Below are 24962 nucleotides of genomic sequence, written 5' to 3' on the forward strand. Positions count from 1 at the left end.
TTCTAGAGAAAGTAGTGGTCAGAACAAAAATACTTAACTGGTTCATAAAATTCTTGACAAGTTGCAAATTTAGGAGTAAACTATTAACCAGTTAAGTAATAGAGAGGAGTTTCTGCAATTTAGAAATGAATTGCAAATAGAAATATTAAAAAAGAAAGTGAGTTTCAATGAAAATTAATAAAAAATACCTTGCTGGTTCTGCGGCAGCTTTAATTTTAAGTGTTTGCTCTTACGAGTTGGGACTGTATCAAGCTAGAACAGTCAAAGAAAATAATCGTGTTTCCTATATAGATGGAAAACAAGCAGCGCAGAAAACGGAAAATCTGACTCCTGATGAGGTCAGTAAAAAAGAAGGCATCAATGCCGAACAAATCGTCATCAAGATAACAGACCAGGGATATGTCACTTCTCATGGAGACCACTATCATTATTACAATGGGAAGGTTCCTTATGACGCTATCATCAGTGAAGAGTTGCTGATGAAGGATCCAAACTACCAGCTCAAGGACGAGGATATTGTCAGTGAAATCAAGGGCGGTTATGTTATCAAGGTAGATGGAAAATACTATGTTTACCTTAAGGATGCTGCATATGCGGATAATGTCCGTACGAAAGAAGAAATCAATCGGCAAAAACAAGAACATAGTCAGCATCGTGAAAGAGGGACTTCAGCAAACGATGGTGCGGTAGCCTTGGCACGTTCACAGGGACGCTACACCACAGATGATGGTTACATCTTTAATGCATCCGATATCATTGAAGATACTGGTGATGCTTATATCGTTCCTCATGGCGACCATTACCATTACATTCCTAAGAGCGAGTTATCAGCCAGCGAATTGGCTGCTGCAGAAGCCTTTCTATCTGGAAAAGGTGGCCAATTAAGTACGGTTGAATACCGTTCAAGCAGGGGAGAAACAAGATCTAGTGTGAGAACTAGTTCATCTGAAACTCCTCAAAATCCTGCAACAGCTCCGGAGAGCCAAAATGAGGATTTAGCTAGTCTTCTTCAAGAATTATACGCTTTGCCACTTAGCCAACGTCATGTGGAATCTGATGGATTGGTATTTGACCCAGCACAGATTATAAAACGTACTGCCAATGGTGTGGCAGTTCCTCATGGAGATCATTTCCATTTCATTCCTTATTCACAAATGTCTGCTTTGGAAGAAAAATTGGCTCGAAATTTACCAATTGGAGGTCAGCCAGTTCAAAGTCATTCTGACAATACGAAACCAAGCAGTACAGATAAACCAAGTTCAACACCAAGTTCACCGATTAAATCAAACTTTAATCTCAATACGCAGGCACCAAATCGAGGAACTGGAGGCGCTTATACAACGGATGATGGGTATGTCTTTAGTCCGACAGATGTGATTGAAGATACAGGTGACGCTTTTGTTGTACCGCACGGCAATCATTTTCACTATATACCTAAGAGTGATTTGTCAGCAGGAGAATTGGCTGCAGCCCAAGCCTATTGGAATGGTAAACAGGGTTCTCATTCTTCTACAAGCTCAAGTAAATCAAGTAGTGATAATGCTAAACCAGCCCAACCAAGTTTGACAGAGACTCCAAACCTGACTGTCACCCCAACATATCATCAAAATCAAGGGGAAGATATCCCAACACTTTTAAGTGAATTGTATGCCAAACCTTTATCAGAACGCCATGTGGAATCTGATGGATTAGTCTTTGATCCGGCACAAATCATCAAACGTACAGCTAATGGTGTAGCAGTGCCTCACGGAGACCATTATCACTTTATTCCTTATTCACAAATGTCACCGCTGGAAGAAAAATTGGCTCGTATGATAGCTATTAAGGGACAAAATGGCAGTGTCTTGTCAAGTGTTACTCCTCTGAAACCAGCCCCTACTACCAAACCTCTAGCACCAGTGGAAAATAAACCGACAGAATTTGATGTCAACCGGGTTGTTAGAAAAGTTGGTGATGGATATATTATCGAAGATAAGGGCGCTAGTCGTTATGTTCTAGCTAAAGACTTAGCCAAGGATAAGATTGACGCTATTGAAAATCTCTTGTCTAAGAAAACTCAAGAGACGCATGCCCTAGTTGCGAAGAAAGAAAATGTCGCTTCTCGTGACCAAGAATTTTATGATAAAGCATATAATTTATTGGCCGAGGCTCATAAAGCCTTGTCTGAAAACAAGGGGCGTACTTCTGACTTCCAAGCCTTAGACAAATTAGCAGAACGCTTGAATGATGAATCTTCTAATAAAGGAAAATTAGTAGATGATTTATTGGCATTCCTAGCACCAATTACCCATCCAGAGCGACTTGGCAAGCCAAATTCTCAGATTGAGTATACTGAAGACGAAGTTCGTATTGCTCAATTAGCTGATAAGTATACAACGTCAGATGGTTACATTTTTGACGAACATGATATAATCAGTGATGAAGGAGATGCATATGTAACGCCTCATATGGGCCATAGTCACTGGATTGGAAAAGACAGCCTTTCTGATAAGGAAAAAGTTGCAGCTCAATCCTATACTAAAGAAAAAGGTATCCTACCTCCATCTCCAGACGCAGATGTTCAAGCAAATCCAACTGGAGATAGTGCAGCAGCTATTTACAATCGTGTGAAAGGGGAAAAACGAATTCCACTCGTTCGACTTCCATATATGGTTGAGCATACAGTTGAGGTTAAAAACGGTAATTTGATTATTCCTCATAAGGATCATTACCATAACATTAAATTTGCTTGGTTTGATGATCACACATACAAAGCTCCAAATGGCTATACCTTGGAAGATTTGTTTGCGACGATTAAGTACTACGTCGAACACCCTGACGAACGTCCACATTCTAATGATGGATGGGGCAATGCCAGTGAGCATGTGTTAGGCAAGAAAGACCACAGTGAAGAACCAAATAAGAACTTCAAAGCGGACGAAGAGCTAGTAGAGGAAACACCTGCTGAGCCAGAAGTCCCTCAAGTAGAGACTGAAAAAGTAGAAGCCAAACTCAAAGAAGCAGAAGTTTTGCTTGCGAAAGTAACGGATTCTAGTCTGAAAGCTAATGCAACAGAAACTCTAGCTGGTTTACGAAATAATTTGACTCTTCAAACTATGGATAATAATGGTATCATGGCAGAAGCAGAAAAATTACTTGCGTTGTTAAAAGGAAGTAATCCTTCATCTGTAAGTAAGGAAAAAATAAACTAATGAAAAATGAAAGTCTCAATAAAGAGGCTTTCATTTTTATTATGTATATATGTAAAATTCTTAACAAGCAATATTAAAAAGAGTAAACTATTAACTGGTTAATTAACCGGTTTGTTATTTTATAGTGAATCAAATATACTTAAGAAAAGAGGAAAGAATGAAAATTAATAAAAAATATCTAGCTGGGTCAGTAGCTACACTTTTTTTAAGTGTCTGTGCTTATGAACTAGGTTTGCATCAAGCTCAAACTGTAAAAGAAAATAATCGTGTTTCCTATATAGATGGAAAACAGGCTGCGCAAAAAACAGAGAATCTGACTCCTGATGAGGTTAGCAAAAAAGAAGGCATCAATGCCGAACAAATCGTCATCAAGATAACAGACCAGGGATATGTCACTTCTCATGGAGACCACTATCATTATTACAATGGGAAGGTTCCTTATGACGCTATCATCAGTGAAGAGTTGCTGATGAAGGATCCAAACTACCAGCTCAAGGACGAGGATATTGTCAGTGAAATCAAGGGCGGTTATGTTATCAAGGTAGATGGAAAATACTATGTTTACCTTAAGGATGCTGCATATGCGGATAATGTCCGTACGAAAGAAGAAATCAATCGGCAAAAACAAGAACATAGTCAGCATCGTGAAAGAGGGACTTCAGCAAACGATGGTGCGGTAGCCTTGGCACGTTCACAGGGACGCTACACCACAGATGATGGTTATATCTTTAATGCCTCTGATATCATAGAAGATACAGGTGATGCCTATATCGTTCCTCATGGCAATCACTTCCACTATATTCCTAAGAGTGACTTGTCTGCCAGCGAATTGGCTGCTGCAGAAGCCTTTCTATCTGGTAGAAGTGGCCAATCAAATACGCCTACTTACCGCCGTACCAATAACAACAGTGCTAGCAGCGATGTAGATAGATGGACTCCATCCAATAATAATCAAGGCAACAGCTATACGAACACGAACACAGCTAACAACAGTAGCGACGATAACCAAGCAAGTCAGAGTGATGAGGATATTGATAGCCTTCTGAAACAACTTTACGCCTTGCCGCTCAGCCAACGACACGTAGAATCTGATGGCCTTGTCTTCGACCCAGCACAGATTACAAGTCGAACAGCTAGAGGAGTTGCTGTGCCTCATGGGAATCATTACCATTTCATACCTTATTTACAGATGTCTGAATTGGAAGAACGAATCGCTCGCATCATCCCGCTTCGCTATCGTTCGAACCATTTGGTGCCGGATTCAAGACCAGAACAACCAAGTCCACAACCGACTCCGGAACCTAGTCCAAGCCCGCAACCTGCACCAACTCCTCAACCAACTCCAAGCAATCCAATTGATGAAAAATTAGTTAAACAGGTGATTCGAAAAGTAGCTGATGGCTATGTATTTGAGGAGAATGGAATCTCACGTTATATTCCTGCCAAGAAGCTTTCAGCAGAAACTGCTGCAGCCATTGATAGTAAACTAGTCAAGCAATAAAGTTTAGATCATAAACTCGGAGCTAAGAAAACCAACCTCCCATCTGGTGATCAAGGATTTTACAATAAGGCTTATGATTTACTAGCAAGAGTTCATCAAGACTTACTTGATAATAGAGGGCGCCAAGCTGATTTTGACACTTTGGATAAACTGTTGGAACGTTTAAATGATGAAAGCAGTGATAAAGTCAAGTTGGTGGATGATATCTTGGCCTTTCTAGCACCGATTCGTCATCCAGAACGTTTAGGAAAACCAAATGCGCAAATTGCCTACACTGATGATGAGATTCAGGTAGCCAAGTTGGCAGGCAAGTATACAACAGAAGATGGCTATATCTTTGATCCTCGTGATATCACCAGTGATGAGGGGGATGCCTATGTAACTCCACATATGACCCACAGTCATTGGATTAAGAAAGATAGTTTGTCTGAAGCTGAAAGAGCGGCAGCCCAGGCTTATGCTAAAGAGAAAGGTTTGACTCCTCCTTCAACAGACCATCAGAATCCAGGAAATACGGAGGCTAAAGGAGCAGAAGCTATCTACAACCGCGTGAAAGCAGCTAAGAAGGTGACGCTTGATCGTATGCCTTACAATCTCCAACATGCCGTGGAAGTTAAAAACGGTAGTTTAATCATTCCTCATTATGATCATTACCATAACATCAAATTTGAGTGGTTTGACGAAGGACTTTATGAGGTACCTAAGGGGTATAGTCTAGAAGATCTCTTTGCGACTTTCAAGTACTATGTCGAACATCCAAACGAACGTCCGCATTCAGATAGTGGTTGGGGCAATGCAAGTGACCATGTTCAAAGAAACCAAAATGGTCAAGCTGATACCAATCAAACGGAAAAACCATCAGAGGAGAAACCTCGGACAGACAAACCTGAGGAAGAAAAGCCTCGCGAAGAGAAGCCTCAAAGTGAGAAACCAGAATCTCCAAAACCAACTGAGGAGCTGGAAGAAGAATCACCAGAGGAACCAGAAGAACCTCAGGTCGAGACTGAAAAGGTTGAAGCGAAGTTGAGAGAGGCTGAAGAGCTACTTGCAAAGATCCAAGACTCCATTATCAAATCCAATGCCAAAGAAACTCTCACAGGATTAAAGAATAACTTGCTATTTGGCGCCCAAGACAACAATACTATTATGGCAGAAGTTCAAAAGCTGTTGGCATTGCTAAAGGAGAGTAACTAAACCTACCCCAATTTTCTAACTCCTAAAAACAGGATAGGATATATAGAAAAGATAAAATCGAAAAATGAGAGCAGAATGTGAGTTCTAGTTCTCATTTTTTTTATGAAAATGTGCAAAATAACTTGACATATAGTGTAAATAAAGATAAACTATTTACTAGTTAATTAAATGGTTAAATACTAGTTAAGGAGTAATGATGAAAAAAAGAACGATCCTATTATTGATGGCCAGTTTATTGGCTCTTGTCTTAGGAGCATGTAGTCAAAAAGAAAAACAAGAAGCAAAAGGGATGAAGATTGTAACAAGTTTTTACCCAATCTATGCCATGGTCAAAGAGGTATCAGGTGACTTGAATGACGTACGGATGATTCAGTCAAGTAGTGGGATTCACTCCTTTGAACCGTCAGCAAATGACATTGCTGCTATCTATGACGCGGATGTCTTTGTCTACCATTCTCATACGCTCGAATCTTGGGCTGGAAGTCTGGATCCTAACTTGAAAAACTCAAAAGTTAAGGTTTTAGAAGCTTCTGAAGGAATGACTTTGGAGCGTGTACCAGGTTTGGAAGATGTTGAAGCTGGTGACGGCATCGATGAAAAAACACTCTACGACCCTCACACTTGGTTAGATCCAGAAAAAGCAGGTGAAGAAGCTCAGATTATCGCTGACAAACTTTCGGAGATTGATAGTGCTAATAAGGAAACGTATCAAAAGAATGCTAAAAACTTTATCGCTAAAGCCCAAGAATTGACTAAGAAGTACCAGCCTATTTTTGAAAAAGCGAGTCAAAAGACCTTTGTTACACAACACACAGCCTTTTCTTATCTCGCTAAACGCTTTGGTTTGAAACAACTTGGTATAGCAGGGATTTCCCCTGAACAAGAGCCAAGTCCGAGACAGTTGACAGAAATCCAAGAATTCGTTAAAACCTATAAGGTTAAAACCATCTTTACTGAGAGCAATGCTTCTTCTAAAGTCGCTGAGACCTTGGTCAAATCAACAGGAGTTAGCCTAAAGACACTCAATCCTTTAGAAGCAGATCCTGAAAATGACAAAACTTACTTAGAAAATCTAGAAGAAAATATGAATGTTCTTGCAGAAGAATTAAAATGAGGAGATGATGAAAATGAAGAAGAAATATATTGTAGCAGGATCGGCTCTTGTCCTTTCCCTAAGCCTTTGCATCTATGCATTGAACCAACACCAGGTAGAAGGAAATAAAGATAATAACCGTGTGTCTTATGTCGATGGGAAGCAAGACACTAAAAAAACAGAGAATCAGACACCAGATCAAGTTAGCAAAAAAGAAGACATTCAGGCTGAACAAATTGTTGTGAAAATTACCGATCAAGGTTATGTGACTTCACACGGTGATCATTTCCATTATTACAATGGTAAAGTTCCTTTTGACGCGATTTTCAGCGAAGAACTGTTGATGAAAGATGCCAATTATCAACTGAAAGACGCTGATATTGTCAACGAAATCAAAGGTGGCTACATTATCAAGGTTGATGGTAAGTATTATGTCTACCTAAAAAATGCTAGTCAAGCTGAAAATATTCGTACCAAAGAACAAATTGAAAAACAAAAACAAGGGCATACATCTGACCAAAAAAATGATTCTAAGGAAGTTGTGGCAGCTAGAGCTCAAGGACGTTATACAACTGATGACGGTTATGTTTTTAACGCTTCTGATATCATTGAAGATACAGGAGATGCTTATATCGTTCCCCACGGAGGACACTTCCATTATATTCCTAAGAGTGATCTGTCAGCGGGTGAATTAGCTGCCGCAAAGGCTTATTTATCTGGCAATAGTTCAGCTCTCAGTCAACCCTTGTCACTGACACCGAATAATGGTGTTTCTGCAGCAGATGATGGTTATGTCTTTAACCCTAATGATATTGTCAGAGATACTGGCGATGCTTATATCGTACGACATGGGGACCACTATCACTATATCCCTAAATCATCTCTTAACAATCATCAAGCACAATCTAACACTCCAAGCTTAGAAAGTCCTTCTAATTCTACACCAAATAATCCGTTACCACATGTTCACCATGAAGAAGAGGAACACGATCATGGTTTTGATGCAAATAGAATTATAAGTGAAGATTCAGAAGGTTTTGTCATGAGTCATGGTGATCACAATCATTACTTCTTTAAGAAAGATTTGACACCTGAGCAAATCAAGGCAGCACAAGATCACTTGTACGGAAATAAACATTCAGAAACTAGCCCTGATAACCACATTAGTAAACCAGAAGAACACCATCATGATAACCATGGAAACCATCATGAGGAAGAACACGATCATGGCTTTGCAGCAGATCGAGTGATAAGTGAAGATGATAAAGGATTTGTCGTTTCTCATGGAGATCACAACCACTATTTCTTTAAAAAAGATTTAACAAAAGATCAGATTAAAGCTGCTCAAGAACATTTAAACAGTCATAAAACTGAGTCTGTTAAACCTCTTGCAAAAGATGTAGAAGCATTTTCTAGAGAGGCCAGTGACAAAGAAAAAATGGAGTATATTGCTAAGACCTACGGTGTACCGCTAGAAGCCATTCGCATTTCAAATGGATTCTTTGTCTTTGGAAATCCGGATCAAGCTTATGATCCAACCCATATCCATCCCTATGCCGTTCGAAAAGAACATGTTCGTATTCCTCTCCAAACTGGAAATCCAGAACTGGATTTCCTAAATGAACTTTATACGACTGCACTACGTGATGGGGTATCTCCTTATAGTTTGCAAGTAGAAAATGGTAGTTTTGTAATTCCTCACGGAGACCACAATCACTACATCAAGGTTCAAACCAAGGGCTATGAAGTAGCTTTGAAAAATAAGATTCCGGCCCTACAATCGACCTATCAACCTGGGGCTTTTGATGAACAAACTGTTCTATCTAAAGTGGATCAACTTTTAGAATATAGCAGAAATATTTACAAAGACAAGCCTATCGCACAAAGACAGATTGAATTAGCTTTAGGTCAGTTTACTGAAAATATGAAGAAACTAGCAACCAACTCTACGGCAGGTTATCTTGCAACACTTGATCTTTTTGATAAGCAATATATCCATATTGATGAAAGTATCAAACCTGTTGAAACAAGCGCTCTAGATAAGAAATATCAGGCCTTGATTGATAAAATCAATACACTAGATACAGACTCTTATGGTCTTCCTAAGAAAGAGCTTCTCGTTCAACTTCAAGAAGCTAAATTAGCTAAAGATGAGGCTGGTTTAGCAGCGGTTGAATCACAACTTCAAGCCTTACAAGACTTTAATGATCGAACAGGTGTTACAACTGTAGAATACATCAAGTATTTCTACGAACACGTAAATGATGGTCGTTTGAGTGATGAACTGCGAAATAAAGTAGCTCAGTTGACTTGGACCTTGTATCAATCTCAATCCTTCCTTAAGGCAGCAGAATTGAACAAATTATTCCCAAGCATCTATCAGGCAAAACAAGAAGTGGAAGAAGCTTTGAAAGCTCAACCAACTACTGCAAAATCAACGCAAACAGTTCTAGATACTGAAAAAGTCGATAATCAAAGTGCCAAAACAGCTATTTATGGCTTCTTGAAAGAATTGTATGGAGACTTTATGCCTGAGGAACATGTCAACCATGTTAGCAAGGAACAAGTAGAGAGTCTCCTGAGCAAGGCAAATCAACTCTTGGAACAAATCCAAGAAGAAGGCATCAAACAATCCTTGGCAGAAGAAGTAGAAAATCTCAAAGCTGCCACAAACAAGGCTGATGCAGACTTGGATGAAGTAAATAGTCAGGTGAAAGACGTCTTGGCTCGTATCGCTAGCGCCCTTAAACAAGAGAAGGAAAATGCAGAGCAAGATCCTCAGACACTTGTTCTCTATCAAAAACTCTACGATATTCTCATGTCGCTTCACTCATATTTAGAAAATAATAAGGGTTCTGATGCAGACTTTGATAAGGTTGATGCTCTACTAGATCAGCTATCTGCTAAGAGTAAAGATAAAGCCGCTTTACTTGAATTGACAAAAGCTATTCTGGTATTAAATCAAGAAATCAAGTCAAAATCAAGCGTCGGTGAAGAAGCAACCCCAGCAAGAAATGCTGAAGCAAATAGTGGTAAGACAAGTACTGAAACTGAAACATCAGCAACTGCAGAATCTAACAGCGAAACTGCCAGCGACGAAAACAAACCGAGTAATGCAACAGATTCTAAACCATCTGAATCAACTTCAGAAAAGGAAACAACAGAATCTACAACAAGCACTGAAAATCAAGAAAAAACAGTAGAATAAAAAGAAAGGCGAAGTAGCTAAGCTACCTCGTCTTTTTTAGTCTTTATAAGATACAATGCCAATGATGGTATCCACCGCACGCTCCATAGTCTGAAGGCTGACGTATTCAAAACGTCCATGCATGTTTTCACCACCAGCAAAGATATTAGGAGTTGGGATCCCCATAAAGGAAATCTTAGACCCATCTGTTCCACCACGAATTGGTTCGATAATTGGCGTGATTCCCAGATCCTCCATTACGGCTTTGGCAATGGTAACAGGAGTCATGTCTTTCTCAATGACTTCCTTCATATTGTAGTACTGGTCTGTCAGAGTTAAGGTCACGCGATTATTCCCAAGCTCTTGATTCATCTTGTCAGCGATGGCTTGCATAGCTGCTTTACGAGCTTCAAAGGCATCTTTTTCAAAGTCACGGATGATGTAGCTTGCACGCGCCTCCTCGACACTACCTGTCACATCCATAAGATGATAGAAACCTTGATAACCATCTGTCAATTCAGGTCGGTCATTCTCTGGAAGTTGATTATGAAAATCAATCGCTAGCTGAAGGGCATTGACCATCTGTCCTTTAGCAGTACCAGGGTGAACATTGCGCCCTTGGAAATGCAATTCAGCACCAGCTGCTGAGAAAGTTTCATACTGAAGCTCACCTAGCGGACCACCATCAACAGTATAAGCAAAGTCAACGTTAAAGTCTTCAGCATCAAATTTGTTAGCTCCAACACCGATTTCTTCATCTGGTCCAAAACCAACTCGAATCTCACAGTGTTTGATTTCGGGATGAGCAGTCAGATATTCAATAGCAGTCATAATTTCAGCAATCCCTGACTTGTCATCAGCACCCAGCAAGGTCGTGCCATCAGTTGTGATAAGCGTTTGGCCTGGATATTTCTCAAGGCTCTTGAAATCAGCAGGATCGAGTTTAAATCCAGAATCACCCAAGTCGATAACTCCACCATCGTAATTTTCAATGACTTGCGGATTAACTCCCTCAGCATTAAAATCAGCTGTATCCATGTGGGAGATGAAGCCAATCTTGCGTGTCAAGCTTGGATCATTAGCTGGTAAGGTTCCAATAGCAAAACCATTTGGAAGGTAGTAGACGTTTTGCAGACCGACACGTTTCATTTCAGGAATAAGAACATTGGTCGCAAAATCTACCTGGCTTTGCGTACTTGGAGTAGTAGTAGAGTGTTCATCAGAACGCGTATTGACCTTAACGTAGGTCAAGAAACGATCTAAAAGGTTCGGATAAGTCATAAAAACTCCTTTAACAATCATAAAATAGAATGCAAACTTCGGAAAAAACCTTATTCTGAAAATTTCATGAATTTTGAAAAAATATAATAATTCAAATTCAATAGACTTTTAAATGAAATTTTGGATATTCTAGAATAAAATATATGCATTGATATTTTATGAGATTTTTTTATTCTTTTTTCATTTTACCATAGAATAGTTTGAAAGACAAAGAAGAATCATACTCTTTTATTAATTAACATAATATAAAATTAATCATATTAATTGACACTGCGTGAACTTTATTGTACAATTGTCTTGCAAATGTTTAGATTGATATAACAATAGATTTAAAAGCAAAATAATTAAGGAGAATAAAATGAACATTCGCTTCGATTTTAAGAAAGTTCAAATTATTGAGAGCCGTTTAGTTATACTGTTAGCTATTCTCTTTTTGTGTGCTCCTATAAGTCTGTTAAATGCAGATTCTACTACAGAACCTCAGACAACTCTTCACAAGACAATTACTCCGATATCAGGACAGGATGACAAGTATGAGTTGTCATTGGATATCACATCCAAACTGGGAACGGAGACTCAAACGGATCCCTTGGATGTTGTTTTAGTAGCAGACCTCTCAGGAAGTATGAACAAGAGAGATGTTCCTTCTTCTATTGGCCGAACAATTACAAGATTGGATGCTTTAAAAAATACCCTTAAAGGAACTCGAAATCGTCAGGGATTAATTGATACGATTTTATCCAATTCAAATAATCGGTTATCCATGGTAGGTTTTGGTGGAAAGATTGATAATAAGTTTGCGGAACAAGCATGGAATTCCTACTACCGAAAATGGGAGTGGGGGTATCGGTATTGGCCGTATGAAGAGAGAACAGCATTTTATGATGGTGTATCCCCATGGGATGATGCGGAAACAATTTTAAATTGGAATAACGATGCTAGTGGTTCAAAGACTGCAGTCAGTAATATGAGAATTGCTGGTGGTCAATCAATAGGGACTGAATCAGGAATCGGTACAGGAACCAATATTAGCGCGGGTATTCGTATTGCTAATCAATTGATAGATAGTGCAAGACCAAATGCCAAGAAGGTTGTTATTGTTCTATCAGATGGTTTTGCCAATATGTATTACAACGACAGTGGTTATACAGTTTATAACTATAATAATCAAGATGGATCAGAAACGGCACCAGATTGGTTCTGGAATAATTTAGATGTATCTATCAATAATCTCGCCTATAGTCTCGCTCCAAAACTAGCTGGCTTTTACTCTATTAAGTTTCGTTATTCAAATAATGTCGATAGTATTACCAGTTTGCAGTATTATATCAGGTACCACAATTCTTCTATTCCTAATGAAATCCTATCCGCAAATAATGAAGACCAGTTACGAGACAGTTTTAAAGATATCACAGATAAGATTTTACCTCTGGGGGTCCACCATGTGACCATCAAGGATGTTCTTTCTAAGTATGTTCAGTTATTACCTAATGGATCTTCAGATTTTCGTGTCGTTAAAGAGAAAGATGGTAGCAGTGAAACATTAAGCAACGAGCAAGTAACTTTTGAAACCAAGACAAGCTCAGAAGGATTAGTGGAGGTTACGGCTAATTTTTCTCCTAATTATTCCTTGGAAGATGGCGCTAGATATGTACTAAAATTTAAAGTTGCATCTAGTCAAGAAGCTCTAGATGCTATCGCTGGTGATAAAAAATTAGAGGCTGGGGATGCTGAGGGATCCGATGTTAATAAACTCTACTCCAATAAAGGAGCTAGTGTCACATATTCTTATGGAATAGGCACCTCTCAAACCAAGATCAAAGATTACTCTGACAAACCAACCTTCAAGCCTTCAGATCCATTAACGGTTCCAGTGGAAGTTAAGTGGGAAGGTGTTAATGGAAGTAGCACAGTAACAGCTAATCAACCTAAGGCTTTAGATTTTAAATTAATTCAAAAGAGCAAGAGTGGCGGAACTGACAAGAATGAATATAGGAAAACTAGTGTTGGAGTAAAAGCAGGTGAACTAAGTGAAACTTCCCATTTTGAAAAAGTAGCTAAGGGTTATCAATATGATCTTATAGCTCCTGATGTTCCCGGTTTTACTAAGGAAGTAAAAAAAGAAGGAACGGACCAATCGCCAACCTTTAAAGTATTTTATCGTCAATTACCTAGTTTGACGATAAGAAAGATATTAGTCCCTGAAGATACATCGAATAAGAGTTTTAATATTAACATCGAGCTAACTGATAAAGAACGAAATCCTATAAATGGTACTTTTGGTGATATCAAAGTTACTAATGGACGTGCACAAATACCATTAACACATAATGCCGAAAAATCTCTAAAATATCTTCCGTATGGAACACATTACAAGGTTGAAGAAGAAGCGGCATCAACGAATGGTTACCACGTTACATATGAGAATCAAGAGGGTGATCTGAATAAAGACGAAAGCAGTATTGTCACAAATCACAAGCTTCCAAGTTTATCAGTCACAAAAAAAGTTACAGGCGTATTTGCCAATCTATTAAAATCCTTCAAGATTACCATTAACATCAGGGATGCTCAGAATAGCCCATTGAATGGAACCTATAATGCAACGGTGAATAATAAAAGAACCTCTCTGCAATTCACGAATGGTCGAGCGTCTATTGATCTCAACAAAGACCAAACCATAAAAATTGATGGACTTCCACTCGATAGTCACTATACCGTAGAAGAGGAATCAAACTCTTCGCGTGGATATCAGGTTTCTTATGAAAATCAAGAAGGCAAGCTGGATGGGGATAAGTCCGCGACAGTCACGAATAATAAGAATAGTGTACCTGAAACCGGAGTTGACTTCCTCAGCAGTACACTCATGTTAGGAATAATCCTTCCTCTAGGAGGAATCTTCTTTACAATCCTACTCGGATATCTAGTGGTACATAGGAGAAAATAATGCTACTTAAAAAGAAACATAAGAAAACAGTAACACAAGTCAATTGGGATAAGTCTCCGCCGAGTGTATGGGGAGATATCCTCTACTTAGTCAGTAAGCTTCTGATGGTTGGGTTTGTACTGGCCACCCTTTACTTTTTTGTCTTTGGACTATTGAGATACAATGACGATGGCATGAAGCCAGCCTTAAAAGATGGCGACTTGGTTGTCTACTATAGGTTGGATAAACGTTATTCGATTGGTGATCTGCTCGTCTATAGTTATAAGGGCAAGGAAAGAGTGGCGCGTGTCATAGCAACCGAAGGAAGTACGATCGATATAAACGAAAATGGTCTCATCATCAATGGTTCTCCTCAACAAGAGCAGGATATCTACAAAGAAACGCTGCTCTATAAGGAAGGGGCTACCTTCCCAATGAAAGTTCCAGCAGGACAACTCTTTGTCCTCGGAGACAATCGAACAACGGCTGTAGATAGTCGTGCTTTTGGAACCATTCCTATACAGGATACCCATGGCAAGGTGGTAACAGTCCTAAGGCGACGGGGCTTTTGATGATAATTTATGAAAAAAGAAATTTAAAAATAAAAGGAATAATCATGAAAAAAACATTTTTGAAAAAATTAGTTACTGCAAGTATTGCAGCTGTAACCGCCTTGTCGGTCTTTAGAGGAGTGCCAACATTTGCGGATACAAATGATGATAATCTCGCAACAGCTAGAGCAACAGGAGAAAGTGATGCTAAAGTTGCTATAAATAAAACTTTAAAAATTGCCGAAGGAATTACTACACCTAATGCAACTTTTACATTTACATTCACACCTCAAACTGGAACATCATCTAATGGGGCACCATATGAAACTGGAACGAATATTCCAGATCAGAGTGTAACTTTTCGTTCGTCAGATGTCTTGAAACCGAATGAAGATAGTATAAAAAAAGACACAACTAATATTTTTTATTCTGTTAGATATAATCATGCTGGTGAATATGTTTATAGAGTTGCAGAAAAGAATGATGGTTGGCATGCGATTTCCAAAAATGGTACCCCTATTGATTATATGACTTATGATACGCGTACATACGACATGCACGTTATTGTAAAGAATAAGAGTCGTGAGAATGGGACTTACATTTCATCTGTGTATTTTAAAGAAACCAGTAATACTAATGGCGCAAAAGTAAAACCTTCTACAGGCTCTGAAACATATAAATATGATTTATTTAGTAACATCTATCGAAAAGATGCTGGAAAAATTACGGACCCCAATGATCCAAAACCAAATAATCCAGATCAAGCTAACATAGATCCAACAGCAAATTCATTAGTTATTAAAAAAGTTGTGTCAGGATCAAGTGCTGATAAGACTAAAAATTTCACTTTCAAACTTACTTTTAAAAAAGCGTCGACTGAAGAAGCAAGTTCAATTAATGGTAGTATTGATGGAGTTTCCAAAACTTTTGAATATGATAGAGAAACTACAATTACTTTAAGACATAATCAAACTCTTGTATTTAAAAAAATTCCAGCTGGTACAAAATATAAATTAGTTGAAGTTAGTTCTCAGGGATATACTGCATCATCAGAACTCAAATCAAATGGTTTAATTAGAACACAGAATGGAACAAAATCACAAGATTTTACACAAGAAAACATCCTTATTGGTGAAAAACCAAACGATAACACTATCACAAATAGCTTACCAGACGTTACCCCTACTGGTCTCTTGATTGATAACCTTCCTTTCATCTTGATGATTGGTCTTGGTTTGGCTGGATTTGTTGTTTTGTCTAAAAAACGCAGACAAGCTTAGGCAACTGGTTTGAATTATGAAAATCAAGCGTGAGAAACCAAAAAGGAGTTTGTCTAGGCGTCTGGTCCTTGCTGTAGATGCATTGATGAATCATATCCTGCTCCTCTTGGCTGCCTTAGTCTTTCTCTTTGGTTTCTACGCCCTTTGGGATGCCAATCAGGTTTATTCTCAGGCTTCATCAAGTGAGTATGAGGCTTATAGACCTGTTAGTACCAGTGAGAAGGATGAGCTTGCTAGTTTTTCTGGCTTTCACAAGCTACAGCAAGTCAATCCAGAGGTTCTCGGTTGGATCAATGTCTATGGCACCAATATCGACTATCCCTTAGTCCAAGCCAAAGACAATGAAAAATACCTGAACAAGGATTCCAAGGGAGAATTTGCAGCTACAGGGGCTATTTTCCTTGAGGCTCGAAATGAATCCAAGTTCGAAGACTTTAATACCATCATCTACGGTCACCATGTAGAAAATGGGGTTATGTTTGGAGATGTAGCAAAGTTTTCTGATAAGGAATTTTTTGACCAGCATCGCTACGGCAGTATTTACTATAATGGCGTTGAAAAAGGTCTTGAAATCTTTGAAATGCTCGAGGTGGACGCCTATGACTTTAACATCTACGATCCAGGTATTAATGGGGATGATCGGCGCCAAGAATATATCGATCACTTACTCTCGGTTGCCATTCACAAACGAGACATTACACTGGGGCCAAATGACCATATCATCCTTCTCAGTACCTGTTTCCTAGACGTAACAAATGGGAGACATATCGTAGTTGCCAAGATTACGGATACGGTTCCAAAGAACACCTTCCATACGAAAAAATCAAAACCATTCCCATACAGTGTCTTTGATGATTCGTCGCTCGGACGATTTCTCTCATCGATTCCTTTGTGGATATGGTACATCATCTTGTTTATCTTGCTCTTGCTATTGATCTTCTTGCTCATCATCCTCTACTTGATCTTGCGTCGTAGAAGAGAAGCAAAGGAAGAAGGAGCAGATACCATTACTGACTAAACTACCAATAAAAGAGAAAGGGACAGCCTCTCTTGCTCTTTTATTTTCAAGGCTAGAAAGGAGAAAGAAGGAAATATGAAAACAAATACGAGTCGCAAAATTATAAAGGTCATTCTCTCCCTCTTTCTAGCTTTTTTCTGCCTTTTTACAGCTGATAGAGCTCTTGCGAGCGACTACGATCATTATAATCCCATTGAAAAGGATGCCAGCAGTACGGGCTTTGAAACCTTGCAGCATCTCAACAAGGATGTTTGTGGTTGGATTAGCCTCGATGGGACCAAGGTAGACTATCCCCTCTTGCAGAGTCAGGACAATGTCAAATACCTTGACCGAAATGCCTTTGGTGATTATACTGTGTCAGGTTCTATATTCCTAGACTATCGTTTCAATCCCAACTTTACTGACTTTAACACCATCATCTATGGTCACTCCATGGCTTCTGGAGCTATGTTTGGGGAGATCCAAAAATTTGCGGATCAAGATTTTTTTGAAAAGCATCGCTATGGCTCTATCTACTACAATGGTCGAGAACGTGGTCTGGAGATTTTTGGGATTTTAGAAGTGGATGCCTATGACACGGAGATTTACCGAACTTTGAGTTCCAACGATGAGGAACACCAGGCCTACTATCAATATCTGCTAAGTAAAGCCAAGTACAAGCGAGATGTCTCCTTGACCTCAACGGACAAGATTGTTTTGTTAAGCACCTGTTTCCTTAATATTACCAACGGAAGACATATCCTCTTAGCTAAAATAACGGATGCACCAGTAAAAGCAGCCCAGGATAAAAGTGGGGAAGCAGTAGGAACACGGTATTTCGATCAAGGGATTCCAACGCATTGGATTTATATCCTTGCCTTTCTTCTCCTGATTATCGTTATTTTACTCCTTGTCGTTATCATCCTAATCATAAGGCGAGATAGAAAGACAAAAGAACAAAAGAAATAGTAGACGTCGGAAGCGTTTACTATTTTTTTCTTTCATGATAGAATAGATAGTGAAAATAATATCATAAGGATGATAACATGAAAAAAGCTATATTAATGATGACCTTTGGATCTCCAGAGGAGATTAGTTTTGAAGGAGTAGCAGAATTTTTTACAAATATTCGTCGTGGTGTTAGACCTCAAGACCACGAGATTCAGACCCTCTATGACAACTACGTCCTTATCGGTGGGACGCCCTTGCAACAGATTACAAGGGAAGAAGTTGCTTTAGTAAGAGAAAGCTTAGGGGAGGAGTACGGTATCTACTTTGCCAATAAGTTTTCCCGTCCCTTTATCCCAGATGTGATCAAGCAGATGGAGTCTGATGGTATTGAAGAATGTATTTGTTTGATTTTGGAACCTCATTATTCTTTTTACTCAGTCATGGGGTATGAAAAGTTTTTGGAAAGCCAGCAGATCCGATTTTTAGTTATTAAGGACTGGTATCAGCAACAGCCTTTGCTGGACTTCTGGACAGATGAGATTAGAAAAATTTTACGAAACCATGTGGGAGAAGAATCTTTCAAGGTAATCTTTTCAGCTCACAGTGTTCCCATTTTAGCCTTGGATTATGGAGATCCTTATATCGATCAGATTTTCGATAATAGCAAGCTCATTGCTGAACAAATCGGCCTAACAGCCGACCAGTATACCAATACTTGGCAGAGCGAAAGCGATATTGGAATTCCTTGGATCAAGCCAGATGTCTTAGAATATTTACGAGAACAAAAGCAACATCCAGAGCATTATATTTTTGTCCCGATTAGTTTTATCAGTGAGCACATCGAAGTCCTTTTTGATAATGATGTGGAATGTTATGAGTTGTGTCAAGAATTAGGTGTCACCTACCATCGTCCACCTATGCCCAATACGGATAGCCGTTTAATTGACGCTTTAGTTGCTACTGTAAGAGCCAATGAACACAAAGAATTTAAAGCTTTTCTCCCAGAAGAAGAAACCTTTGATGAGTTAGCACCTTCAGCAACTACAAAGGACATCATGGAGGAGACAAACGACCTTCAGATGCCAGAATTTGTCAAAAAACTCATTGAGAAAAAAGGCCGTGAAAATGTCAAGATGCCTTACTTAATTAAGAAAATGCTCGAAAAAGCTGGGAAGTTACCAAAAGAGTAAAGAAAAAAAGGATTTAGCTTTAAGCTAAATCCTTTATCTGTTTTATTTTTTCTCAAGAAGAGCTTTGATTTCTTGAAGAACTTCAAGTTCAGTTGGAGCAGCAGGTGCTTCCTCAACCACTTCCTCTTTCTTGCGAAGGTTTTGCGCTTTTTCCATAGCTTTAATAACGAAGAAAAGCACAGTACCTACAACGAGAAAGTTGATAATAGCACTCAAGAATTTACCATATGTAACACCATTCCATGCAAGCTCAGCGATGTTTTGTACTTTCGCAGCTTCCAAAGCTGGGTTCAATAGAAGTGGAGTGATGATATCGTTAACAAATGAAGTAACGATAGCACCAAATGCAGAGGCAATGATCACACCGACAGCGAGGTCAACGACATTACCACGAAGCAAGAATTCTTTAAGATCCTTTAACATTTTCATAAATTCCTTTCCTAATTTTCTAATTTATTATATCCTAAATTGTGACAAAAAGCAACTTGAACGCTCAAAGTGGTCAGTTGCTCCCTTTAAAAATATAGATTTTACTGAAAATATAGTTTAAAATGATGATCAAAATTTGTGCTAGGATAGTTTCAATCGTATTAACCCTATCTATATTAAATTCGACAAACTGGCCAATAATATCAGGATAAGATGTAACGAAGATATAAGTTAAAAGAAGGTCCAGACCAAGAGTAGAGAGACGGGCTAAGAAAAATTTAACTAGTCGCATTGGCCAATTCTTCCTCTCTTGTTTAAAGACGATTGTATCATTTGTGAGAAAGGCAAAAAGAATACCGATAATATTAGCGAGGGCAGTTGCTAGGATTTCCTGATGGCTGATATGGTAGATAGCTAAACGTGATAAAATAGATACCAAGGTAGTAGCTCCACCAAAAAATAGATAGGAGAGGATTTCATTATCAAAAAAATCCTTAATTTGATTTTTCATGATTTTAGTATAGCATAAAGTCATATATTGTGCTATACTAGTAAGGTTGATTCACTCAACCCTTGGTGCTTAGCTTCTTTCACCAAGCATATTTTACGCGGGAAACCGCCAAAGGAGAAAACATGAAAAATTTAACTGTTCGTGACATGGCAGATATTGCTATTGTTGCTGCTATCTATGTGGTTTTGACCATTACCCCACCACTAAATGCTATTAGCTACAGTGCTTACCAGTTCCGTATTTCTGAGATGATGAATTTTTTGGCTTTTTACAATCCTAAATACATCATCGGTGTGACGATTGGTTGTATGATTGCTAATTTCTTTAGTTTTGGCATAATTGATGTCTTTGTCGGCGGGGGATCTACTCTAGTTTTCCTTAGTCTAGGTGTATGGCTCTTTGCAAAATACAGCAAAGATTACCTCTTTAACGGATTGATTCGAAAAGATCATTTCTTCTTTTCAATCCTCTTCTCCATTTCAATGATTACCATTGCAGCTGAACTTCATATCTTGACAGAAGCTCCCTTCTTTTTCACATGGTTCTCTACTGGAATTGGTGAGTTTGCATCACTTATCGTGGGAGCGATTTTGATTGGTAAACTGGGACAGCGAATCGATCTAACAAAATAAGAAGTTTATAAGCTAGATTCTTGCTAAATCTAGCTTTTTTCATTATAGAAAATTAAAAGAGAGCGCTTGACAAGAACATAGAACTATAGTATACTTTTTAGGTAAGCTGATTTAGCTCAGTTGGCAGAGCGCATCCATGGTAAGGATGAGGTCGCCGGTTCAATCCCGGCAATTAGCATTAGATAGACAAAAAAACTCTTGATTTTCGAGAGTTTTTTATATTTCCCCCGCATTAGCCTTGACAAAGTCAGCAAAGCATAGTAGAATAAAACCTGCGATGAGTCGATAGGTAGTCTTCGGACTGCTATTGAGCATAAGGAGGTCATAACGCAGGAGCGGACCTTGATGAGTTGTGTGAACCTGCTCATCACATGAAGATGCCTCTTAATCCCTAGTCAATGACTAGGGATTTTTAGTTTTCAGAAAATATAGTCTAAAAATGCTTTTCAATTTCTTGAAAAAGTAGTATAATACATCTATTATAGAAATTTTTAGAAAATTCCGAAAGAGGTTATTTATGGGATATACAGTTGCTGTAGTCGGCGCGACAGGTGCTGTCGGAGCTCAGATGATAAAAATGTTGGAAGAATCAACACTTCCAATCGATAAAATTCGTTACCTTGCTTCTGCACGTTCAGCAGGTAAGACTTTGAAATTTAAAGACCAAGATATTACGATTGAAGAAACGACTGAGACAGCTTTTGAGGGGGTTGATATTGCACTCTTCTCAGCAGGTGGTTCGACATCAGCTAAGTATGCACCATACGCAGTTCAAGCTGGAGCGGTAGTAGTGGATAATACATCTTATTTCCGTCAAAATCCAGATGTACCATTGGTTGTTCCAGAAGTCAATGCTCACGCACTTGATGCCCACAACGGGATTATTGCCTGCCCTAACTGTTCAACAATCCAAATGATGGTGGCTCTTGAGCCTGTTCGTCAAAAATGGGGCTTGGACCGTATCATCGTTTCAACTTACCAAGCGGTTTCAGGTGCTGGTATGGGAGCGATTCTTGAAACACAACGTGAACTTCGTGAAGTCTTGAATGACGGTGTGAATCCACGTGATTTGCATGCGGAAATCTTGCCTTCAGGTGGTGACAAGAAACACTATCCTATCGCCTTTAACGCTCTTCCACAAATCGATGTCTTTACTGACAATGATTACACTTATGAAGAGATGAAGATGACCAAGGAAACGAAGAAAATCATGGAAGATGACAGCATCGCAGTGTCTGCAACATGTGTGCGTATTCCCGTCTTGTCAGCTCACTCTGAGTCAGTTTATATCGAAACAAAAGAAGTGGCCCCAATCGAAGAAGTGAAAGCAGCTATCGCAGCCTTTCCAGGTGCAGTTCTTGAAGATGATGTAGCTCATCAAATCTATCCGCAAGCCATCAATGCAGTTGGTTCACGTGATACCTTTGTTGGTCGTATCCGTAAAGACTTGGATGCTGAAAAAGGAATCCACATGTGGGTTGTTTCAGATAACCTTCTCAAAGGTGCTGCTTGGAACTCAGTTCAGATTGCAGAAACGCTTCACGAACGTGGATTGGTTCGTCCAACAGCTGAGTTGAAATTTGAATTAAAATAGCCATATCGTTTAGGAGTTCAGATGAACTCCTTCTTTGAAATAGAGAGGTGTTTCTCATGTCTTATCAAGATTTAAAAGAGTGTAAAATCATCACAGCCTTTATTACCCCTTTTCATGAGGATGGTTCCATCAACTTTGATGCCATTCCAGCCTTGATTGAGCATTTATTGGCCCATCACACAGACGGCATTCTTCTAGCTGGAACGACTGCTGAGAGTCCGACCTTGACCCACGATGAGGAGTTGGAACTCTTTGCGGCTGTACAAAAGATTGTTAATGGACGTGTTCCTTTGATTGCGGGTGTAGGTACCAATGATACGCGTGACTCGATCGAGTTTGTCAAAGAAGTAGCAGACTTTGGTGGCTTCGCTGCTGGACTTGCTATCGTACCATACTACAACAAACCTTCTCAAGAAGGCATGTACCAGCACTTTAAAGCTATTGCAGATGCATCAGATTTACCTATTATCATTTATAACATTCCAGGGCGTGTGGTTGTCGAATTGACTCCAGAAACCATGCTTCGCTTGGCTGACCATCCTAATATCATCGGTGTTAAAGAATGTACCAGCTTGGCTAATATGGCTTACTTGATTGAACACAAGCCAGAAGAGTTCTTGATTTATACAGGTGAAGATGGAGATGCCTTCCATGCCATGAACCTTGGTGCGGATGGGGTTATTTCTGTTGCCTCCCATACAAATGGAGATGAGATGCACGAGATGCTCACTGCCATTGCAGAAAGCGATATGAAGAAAGCAGCAGCTATTCAACGTAAATTCATTCCTAAGGTCAACGCCCTCTTCTCTTATCCAAGTCCTGCTCCAGTTAAGGCTGTTTTGAACTATATGGGATTTGAAGCTGGACCAACTCGATTACCTCTAGTTCCAGCACCAGAAGAAGATGCTAAACGCATTATCAAGGTTGTTGTAGATGGCGACTACGAAGCGACTAAGGCAACCGTAACAGGAGTCCTTAGGCCAGATTACTAATAAAGACAATAAAATCCATGACCGCAAGAAGGATCATGGATTTTTCTTATTTTCCTAGACAGAATTGGCTAAAGAGTTGGGTAATGAGTTCATCTGGTGCTGCATCTCCAGTGATTTCTCCTAGGATTTCCCAAGTACGGGTCAAGTCAACTTGCAACAAATCAACTGGCATACCCAGCTCAAGACCTTCATTAACTGCTTGTAGGCTTTCAACGGCCTTTTCAATCAAGGAAATATGACGGGCATTTGACAAGTAAGTAGCATCTTGCTCGACCAAACCAGCATTTTCAAAGAAGAGATCGTTAATACGCTCTTCGATCTTATCAATGTTTTGGTTTTTAAGAACTGAAATACGGATGACATCTTCAGGTAGTTCCGAAGTTTCAATCGCTTCAGGAAGATCCGTTTTATTAAGTAGAATAATGCGGTTGGTATCTTGGCTGATTTCTAAGAGTTGGCGATCTTGGGCGGTCAGTGGTTCACTGGCATTTAGTACTAGTAGTACCAAGTCAGCTTCCTTGAGGGCTTTTCTAGAACGTTCGACACCGATTTGTTCCACGATGTCATCTGTTTCCCGAATACCAGCTGTATCAATCAATTTGAGAGGAACACCATTGATGTTGACGTATTCTTCGATGACATCACGGGTAGTACCAGCGATGTCTGTAACGATGGCCTTTTCTTCACGCAGGAGGTTGTTGAGCAGGCTCGATTTCCCAACGTTGGGACGACCGATGATGGCAGTTGAAATTCCCTCACGGAGGATTTTACCTCGACGTGCTGTCCTAAGGAGATTAGTTAGCAATTGCTCAAACTCCATAGTTTTCTCACGGACAACAGCAGTAGTAGCTTCCTCAACATCATCATACTCAGGATAGTCGATATTGACCTCGACTTGGGCAAGTGTATTGAGGATTTCTTGGCGGGTATTATTAATGAGGTCAGAAAGGGAGCCGTCCAATTGCTTAACTGCAATATTCATAGCCTTGTCTGTCTTGGCGCGGATGATGTCCATCACCGCCTCAGCCTGTGTCAAATCTACACGACCGTTTAGAAAGGCGCGCTTGGTAAATTCACCAGGTTCAGCCAATCGAGCTCCTTCACGGATAGCTAACTGGAGAATCTCATTGGTCACCGCAATCCCACCGTGAGTGTTAATCTCGATAATATCCTCACGAGTGAAGGTCTTTGGAGACTTCATAGCTCCAACCATAACCTCGTCCATGACCTTACCAGTTTGAGGGTCAGCGATATGTCCGTAGTTGAGAGTATGGCTTGCAACCTTGCTCAAGTCTTTTCCTTTAAAAATCTTTTGGGCAATAGCAAAACTATCTGTTCCGCTCAGGCGGACAATACCAATGGCTCCTTCACCTAGTGGAGTAGAGATAGCAGCGATGGTATCAAATTCACGTGTAATCATACTAATTCCTTTTGTATTTCTTTTCTTTGGATATGTATCCAAGCA

General features: G+C 39.4%; 16 protein-coding genes, 1 tRNA gene, 1 pseudogene and 1 riboswitch. Of the genes and pseudogenes, 14 read left to right on the forward strand and 4 right to left on the reverse strand.

What is annotated here, in order from left to right; translation table 11 throughout:
* Positions 1-167 precede the first annotated feature (167 nt).
* The 4 genes and pseudogenes from FD735_RS04595 (at position 168) to FD735_RS04610 (ending at position 10187) form a co-directional block, all read left to right on the forward strand.
* Entirely contained in the window at positions 168-3191 is a 3024-nt protein-coding gene (locus FD735_RS04595; protein ID WP_139658602.1) for a pneumococcal-type histidine triad protein, read from the forward strand.
* Positions 3192-3348: 157 nt separating this feature from the next.
* A pseudogene (locus tag FD735_RS04600) lies at positions 3349-5886 on the forward strand (pneumococcal-type histidine triad protein).
* A 196-nt stretch (positions 5887-6082) separates the two neighbouring features.
* Positions 6083-7000: a metal ABC transporter solute-binding protein, Zn/Mn family gene (locus FD735_RS04605; RefSeq protein WP_125391042.1), complete on the forward strand. Its 918-nt coding sequence runs from the start codon at positions 6083-6085 to the stop codon at positions 6998-7000.
* Between the two features lie 7 nt (positions 7001-7007).
* Positions 7008-10187, forward strand: coding sequence for a pneumococcal-type histidine triad protein (locus tag FD735_RS04610; RefSeq protein ID WP_125391043.1), 3180 nt, complete (start codon positions 7008-7010; stop codon positions 10185-10187).
* Between the two features lie 36 nt (positions 10188-10223).
* Here FD735_RS04610 and pepT read toward each other — a convergent pair whose 3' ends face one another.
* A complete protein-coding gene (pepT, locus tag FD735_RS04615; protein WP_071850955.1) occupies positions 10224-11447 on the reverse strand; it encodes a peptidase T in 1224 nt (407 codons plus the stop codon).
* Between the two features lie 358 nt (positions 11448-11805).
* Between pepT and pitA the strand changes: the two genes are divergently transcribed.
* From pitA to hemH, 6 genes are all read left to right on the forward strand, one after another.
* Positions 11806-14391 (forward strand): PI-2 pilus tip adhesin PitA, encoded by a 2586-nt coding sequence (pitA, locus tag FD735_RS04620; RefSeq protein WP_139658603.1) that lies wholly within the window; start codon positions 11806-11808, stop codon positions 14389-14391.
* Complete coding sequence (gene sipA, locus FD735_RS04625) at positions 14391-14942, forward strand: PI-2 pilus system signal peptidase SipA (RefSeq protein ID WP_139658604.1); 552 nt, start codon at positions 14391-14393, stop codon at positions 14940-14942. The genes pitA and sipA overlap by 1 nt, the downstream gene beginning before the upstream one ends.
* 44 nt (positions 14943-14986) lie before the next feature.
* Positions 14987-16201, forward strand: coding sequence for a Spy0128 family protein (locus FD735_RS04630; RefSeq protein ID WP_176553059.1), 1215 nt, complete (start codon positions 14987-14989; stop codon positions 16199-16201).
* A gap of 16 nt (positions 16202-16217) precedes the next feature.
* Positions 16218-17219, forward strand: a complete 1002-nt coding sequence (gene srtB, locus FD735_RS04635; RefSeq protein WP_000695087.1) for a class B sortase — start codon at positions 16218-16220, stop codon at positions 17217-17219.
* A 75-nt stretch (positions 17220-17294) separates the two neighbouring features.
* A complete protein-coding gene (gene srtB, locus FD735_RS04640; RefSeq protein WP_139658606.1) occupies positions 17295-18167 on the forward strand; it encodes a class B sortase in 873 nt (290 codons plus the stop codon).
* A 77-nt stretch (positions 18168-18244) separates the two neighbouring features.
* Complete coding sequence (gene hemH / locus FD735_RS04645; RefSeq protein ID WP_139658607.1) at positions 18245-19339, forward strand: ferrochelatase; 1095 nt, start codon at positions 18245-18247, stop codon at positions 19337-19339.
* Between the two features lie 42 nt (positions 19340-19381).
* On the opposite strand, the gene mscL is transcribed toward hemH, so the two are convergent.
* A complete protein-coding gene (gene mscL, locus FD735_RS04650; protein WP_000910206.1) occupies positions 19382-19762 on the reverse strand; it encodes a large conductance mechanosensitive channel protein MscL in 381 nt (126 codons plus the stop codon).
* A 79-nt stretch (positions 19763-19841) separates the two neighbouring features.
* On the reverse strand, positions 19842-20279 hold the full coding sequence (locus FD735_RS04655) for a GtrA family protein (RefSeq protein WP_139658608.1): 438 nt from the start codon (positions 20277-20279) through the stop codon (positions 19842-19844).
* Positions 20280-20307: 28 nt separating this feature from the next.
* A riboswitch (PreQ1 riboswitch) is annotated at positions 20308-20404 on the forward strand.
* Here FD735_RS04655 and FD735_RS04660 point away from each other — a divergent pair.
* The 4 genes from FD735_RS04660 (at position 20402) to dapA (ending at position 23497) form a co-directional block, all read left to right on the forward strand.
* A complete protein-coding gene (locus FD735_RS04660; protein ID WP_125391048.1) occupies positions 20402-20911 on the forward strand; it encodes a QueT transporter family protein in 510 nt (169 codons plus the stop codon). It overlaps the preceding riboswitch by 3 nt.
* Before the next feature lie 105 nt (positions 20912-21016).
* A tRNA-Thr gene (locus FD735_RS04665) sits at positions 21017-21089 on the forward strand.
* 339 nt (positions 21090-21428) lie between these two features.
* Entirely contained in the window at positions 21429-22505 is a 1077-nt protein-coding gene (locus FD735_RS04670) for an aspartate-semialdehyde dehydrogenase (RefSeq protein ID WP_000542494.1), read from the forward strand.
* Between the two features lie 56 nt (positions 22506-22561).
* Positions 22562-23497: a 4-hydroxy-tetrahydrodipicolinate synthase gene (gene dapA, locus FD735_RS04675; protein ID WP_000121601.1), complete on the forward strand. Its 936-nt coding sequence runs from the start codon at positions 22562-22564 to the stop codon at positions 23495-23497.
* A gap of 46 nt (positions 23498-23543) precedes the next feature.
* Here dapA and mnmE read toward each other — a convergent pair whose 3' ends face one another.
* Positions 23544-24917 (reverse strand): tRNA uridine-5-carboxymethylaminomethyl(34) synthesis GTPase MnmE, encoded by a 1374-nt coding sequence (mnmE, locus tag FD735_RS04680; protein ID WP_139658609.1) that lies wholly within the window; start codon positions 24915-24917, stop codon positions 23544-23546.
* Positions 24918-24962 lie beyond the last annotated feature (45 nt).

Source organism: Streptococcus sp. 1643 (assembly GCF_006228325.1).
Classification (GTDB): domain Bacteria; phylum Bacillota; class Bacilli; order Lactobacillales; family Streptococcaceae; genus Streptococcus.

What these genes read in the sequence shown, in the direction of transcription:
- FD735_RS04630 (WP_176553059.1), top strand. Translation starts at nt 14,987, where the DNA reads ATGAAAAAAACATTTTTGAAAAAATTAGTTACTGCAAGTATTGCAGCT.
- FD735_RS04655 (WP_139658608.1), bottom strand. Translation starts at nt 20,279, where the DNA reads ATGAAAAATCAAATTAAGGATTTTTTTGATAATGAAATCCTCTCCTAT.
- mscL (WP_000910206.1), bottom strand. Translation starts at nt 19,762, where the DNA reads ATGTTAAAGGATCTTAAAGAATTCTTGCTTCGTGGTAATGTCGTTGAC.
- FD735_RS04605 (WP_125391042.1), top strand. Translation starts at nt 6,083, where the DNA reads ATGAAAAAAAGAACGATCCTATTATTGATGGCCAGTTTATTGGCTCTT.
- FD735_RS04670 (WP_000542494.1), top strand. Translation starts at nt 21,429, where the DNA reads ATGGGATATACAGTTGCTGTAGTCGGCGCGACAGGTGCTGTCGGAGCT.
- FD735_RS04610 (WP_125391043.1), top strand. Translation starts at nt 7,008, where the DNA reads ATGAAAATGAAGAAGAAATATATTGTAGCAGGATCGGCTCTTGTCCTT.
- sipA (WP_139658604.1), top strand. Translation starts at nt 14,391, where the DNA reads ATGCTACTTAAAAAGAAACATAAGAAAACAGTAACACAAGTCAATTGG.
- srtB (WP_000695087.1), top strand. Translation starts at nt 16,218, where the DNA reads ATGAAAATCAAGCGTGAGAAACCAAAAAGGAGTTTGTCTAGGCGTCTG.
- hemH (WP_139658607.1), top strand. Translation starts at nt 18,245, where the DNA reads ATGAAAAAAGCTATATTAATGATGACCTTTGGATCTCCAGAGGAGATT.
- mnmE (WP_139658609.1), bottom strand. Translation starts at nt 24,917, where the DNA reads ATGATTACACGTGAATTTGATACCATCGCTGCTATCTCTACTCCACTA.
- pepT (WP_071850955.1), bottom strand. Translation starts at nt 11,447, where the DNA reads ATGACTTATCCGAACCTTTTAGATCGTTTCTTGACCTACGTTAAGGTC.
- FD735_RS04595 (WP_139658602.1), top strand. Translation starts at nt 168, where the DNA reads ATGAAAATTAATAAAAAATACCTTGCTGGTTCTGCGGCAGCTTTAATT.
- dapA (WP_000121601.1), top strand. Translation starts at nt 22,562, where the DNA reads ATGTCTTATCAAGATTTAAAAGAGTGTAAAATCATCACAGCCTTTATT.
- srtB (WP_139658606.1), top strand. Translation starts at nt 17,295, where the DNA reads ATGAAAACAAATACGAGTCGCAAAATTATAAAGGTCATTCTCTCCCTC.
- FD735_RS04660 (WP_125391048.1), top strand. Translation starts at nt 20,402, where the DNA reads ATGAAAAATTTAACTGTTCGTGACATGGCAGATATTGCTATTGTTGCT.
- pitA (WP_139658603.1), top strand. Translation starts at nt 11,806, where the DNA reads ATGAACATTCGCTTCGATTTTAAGAAAGTTCAAATTATTGAGAGCCGT.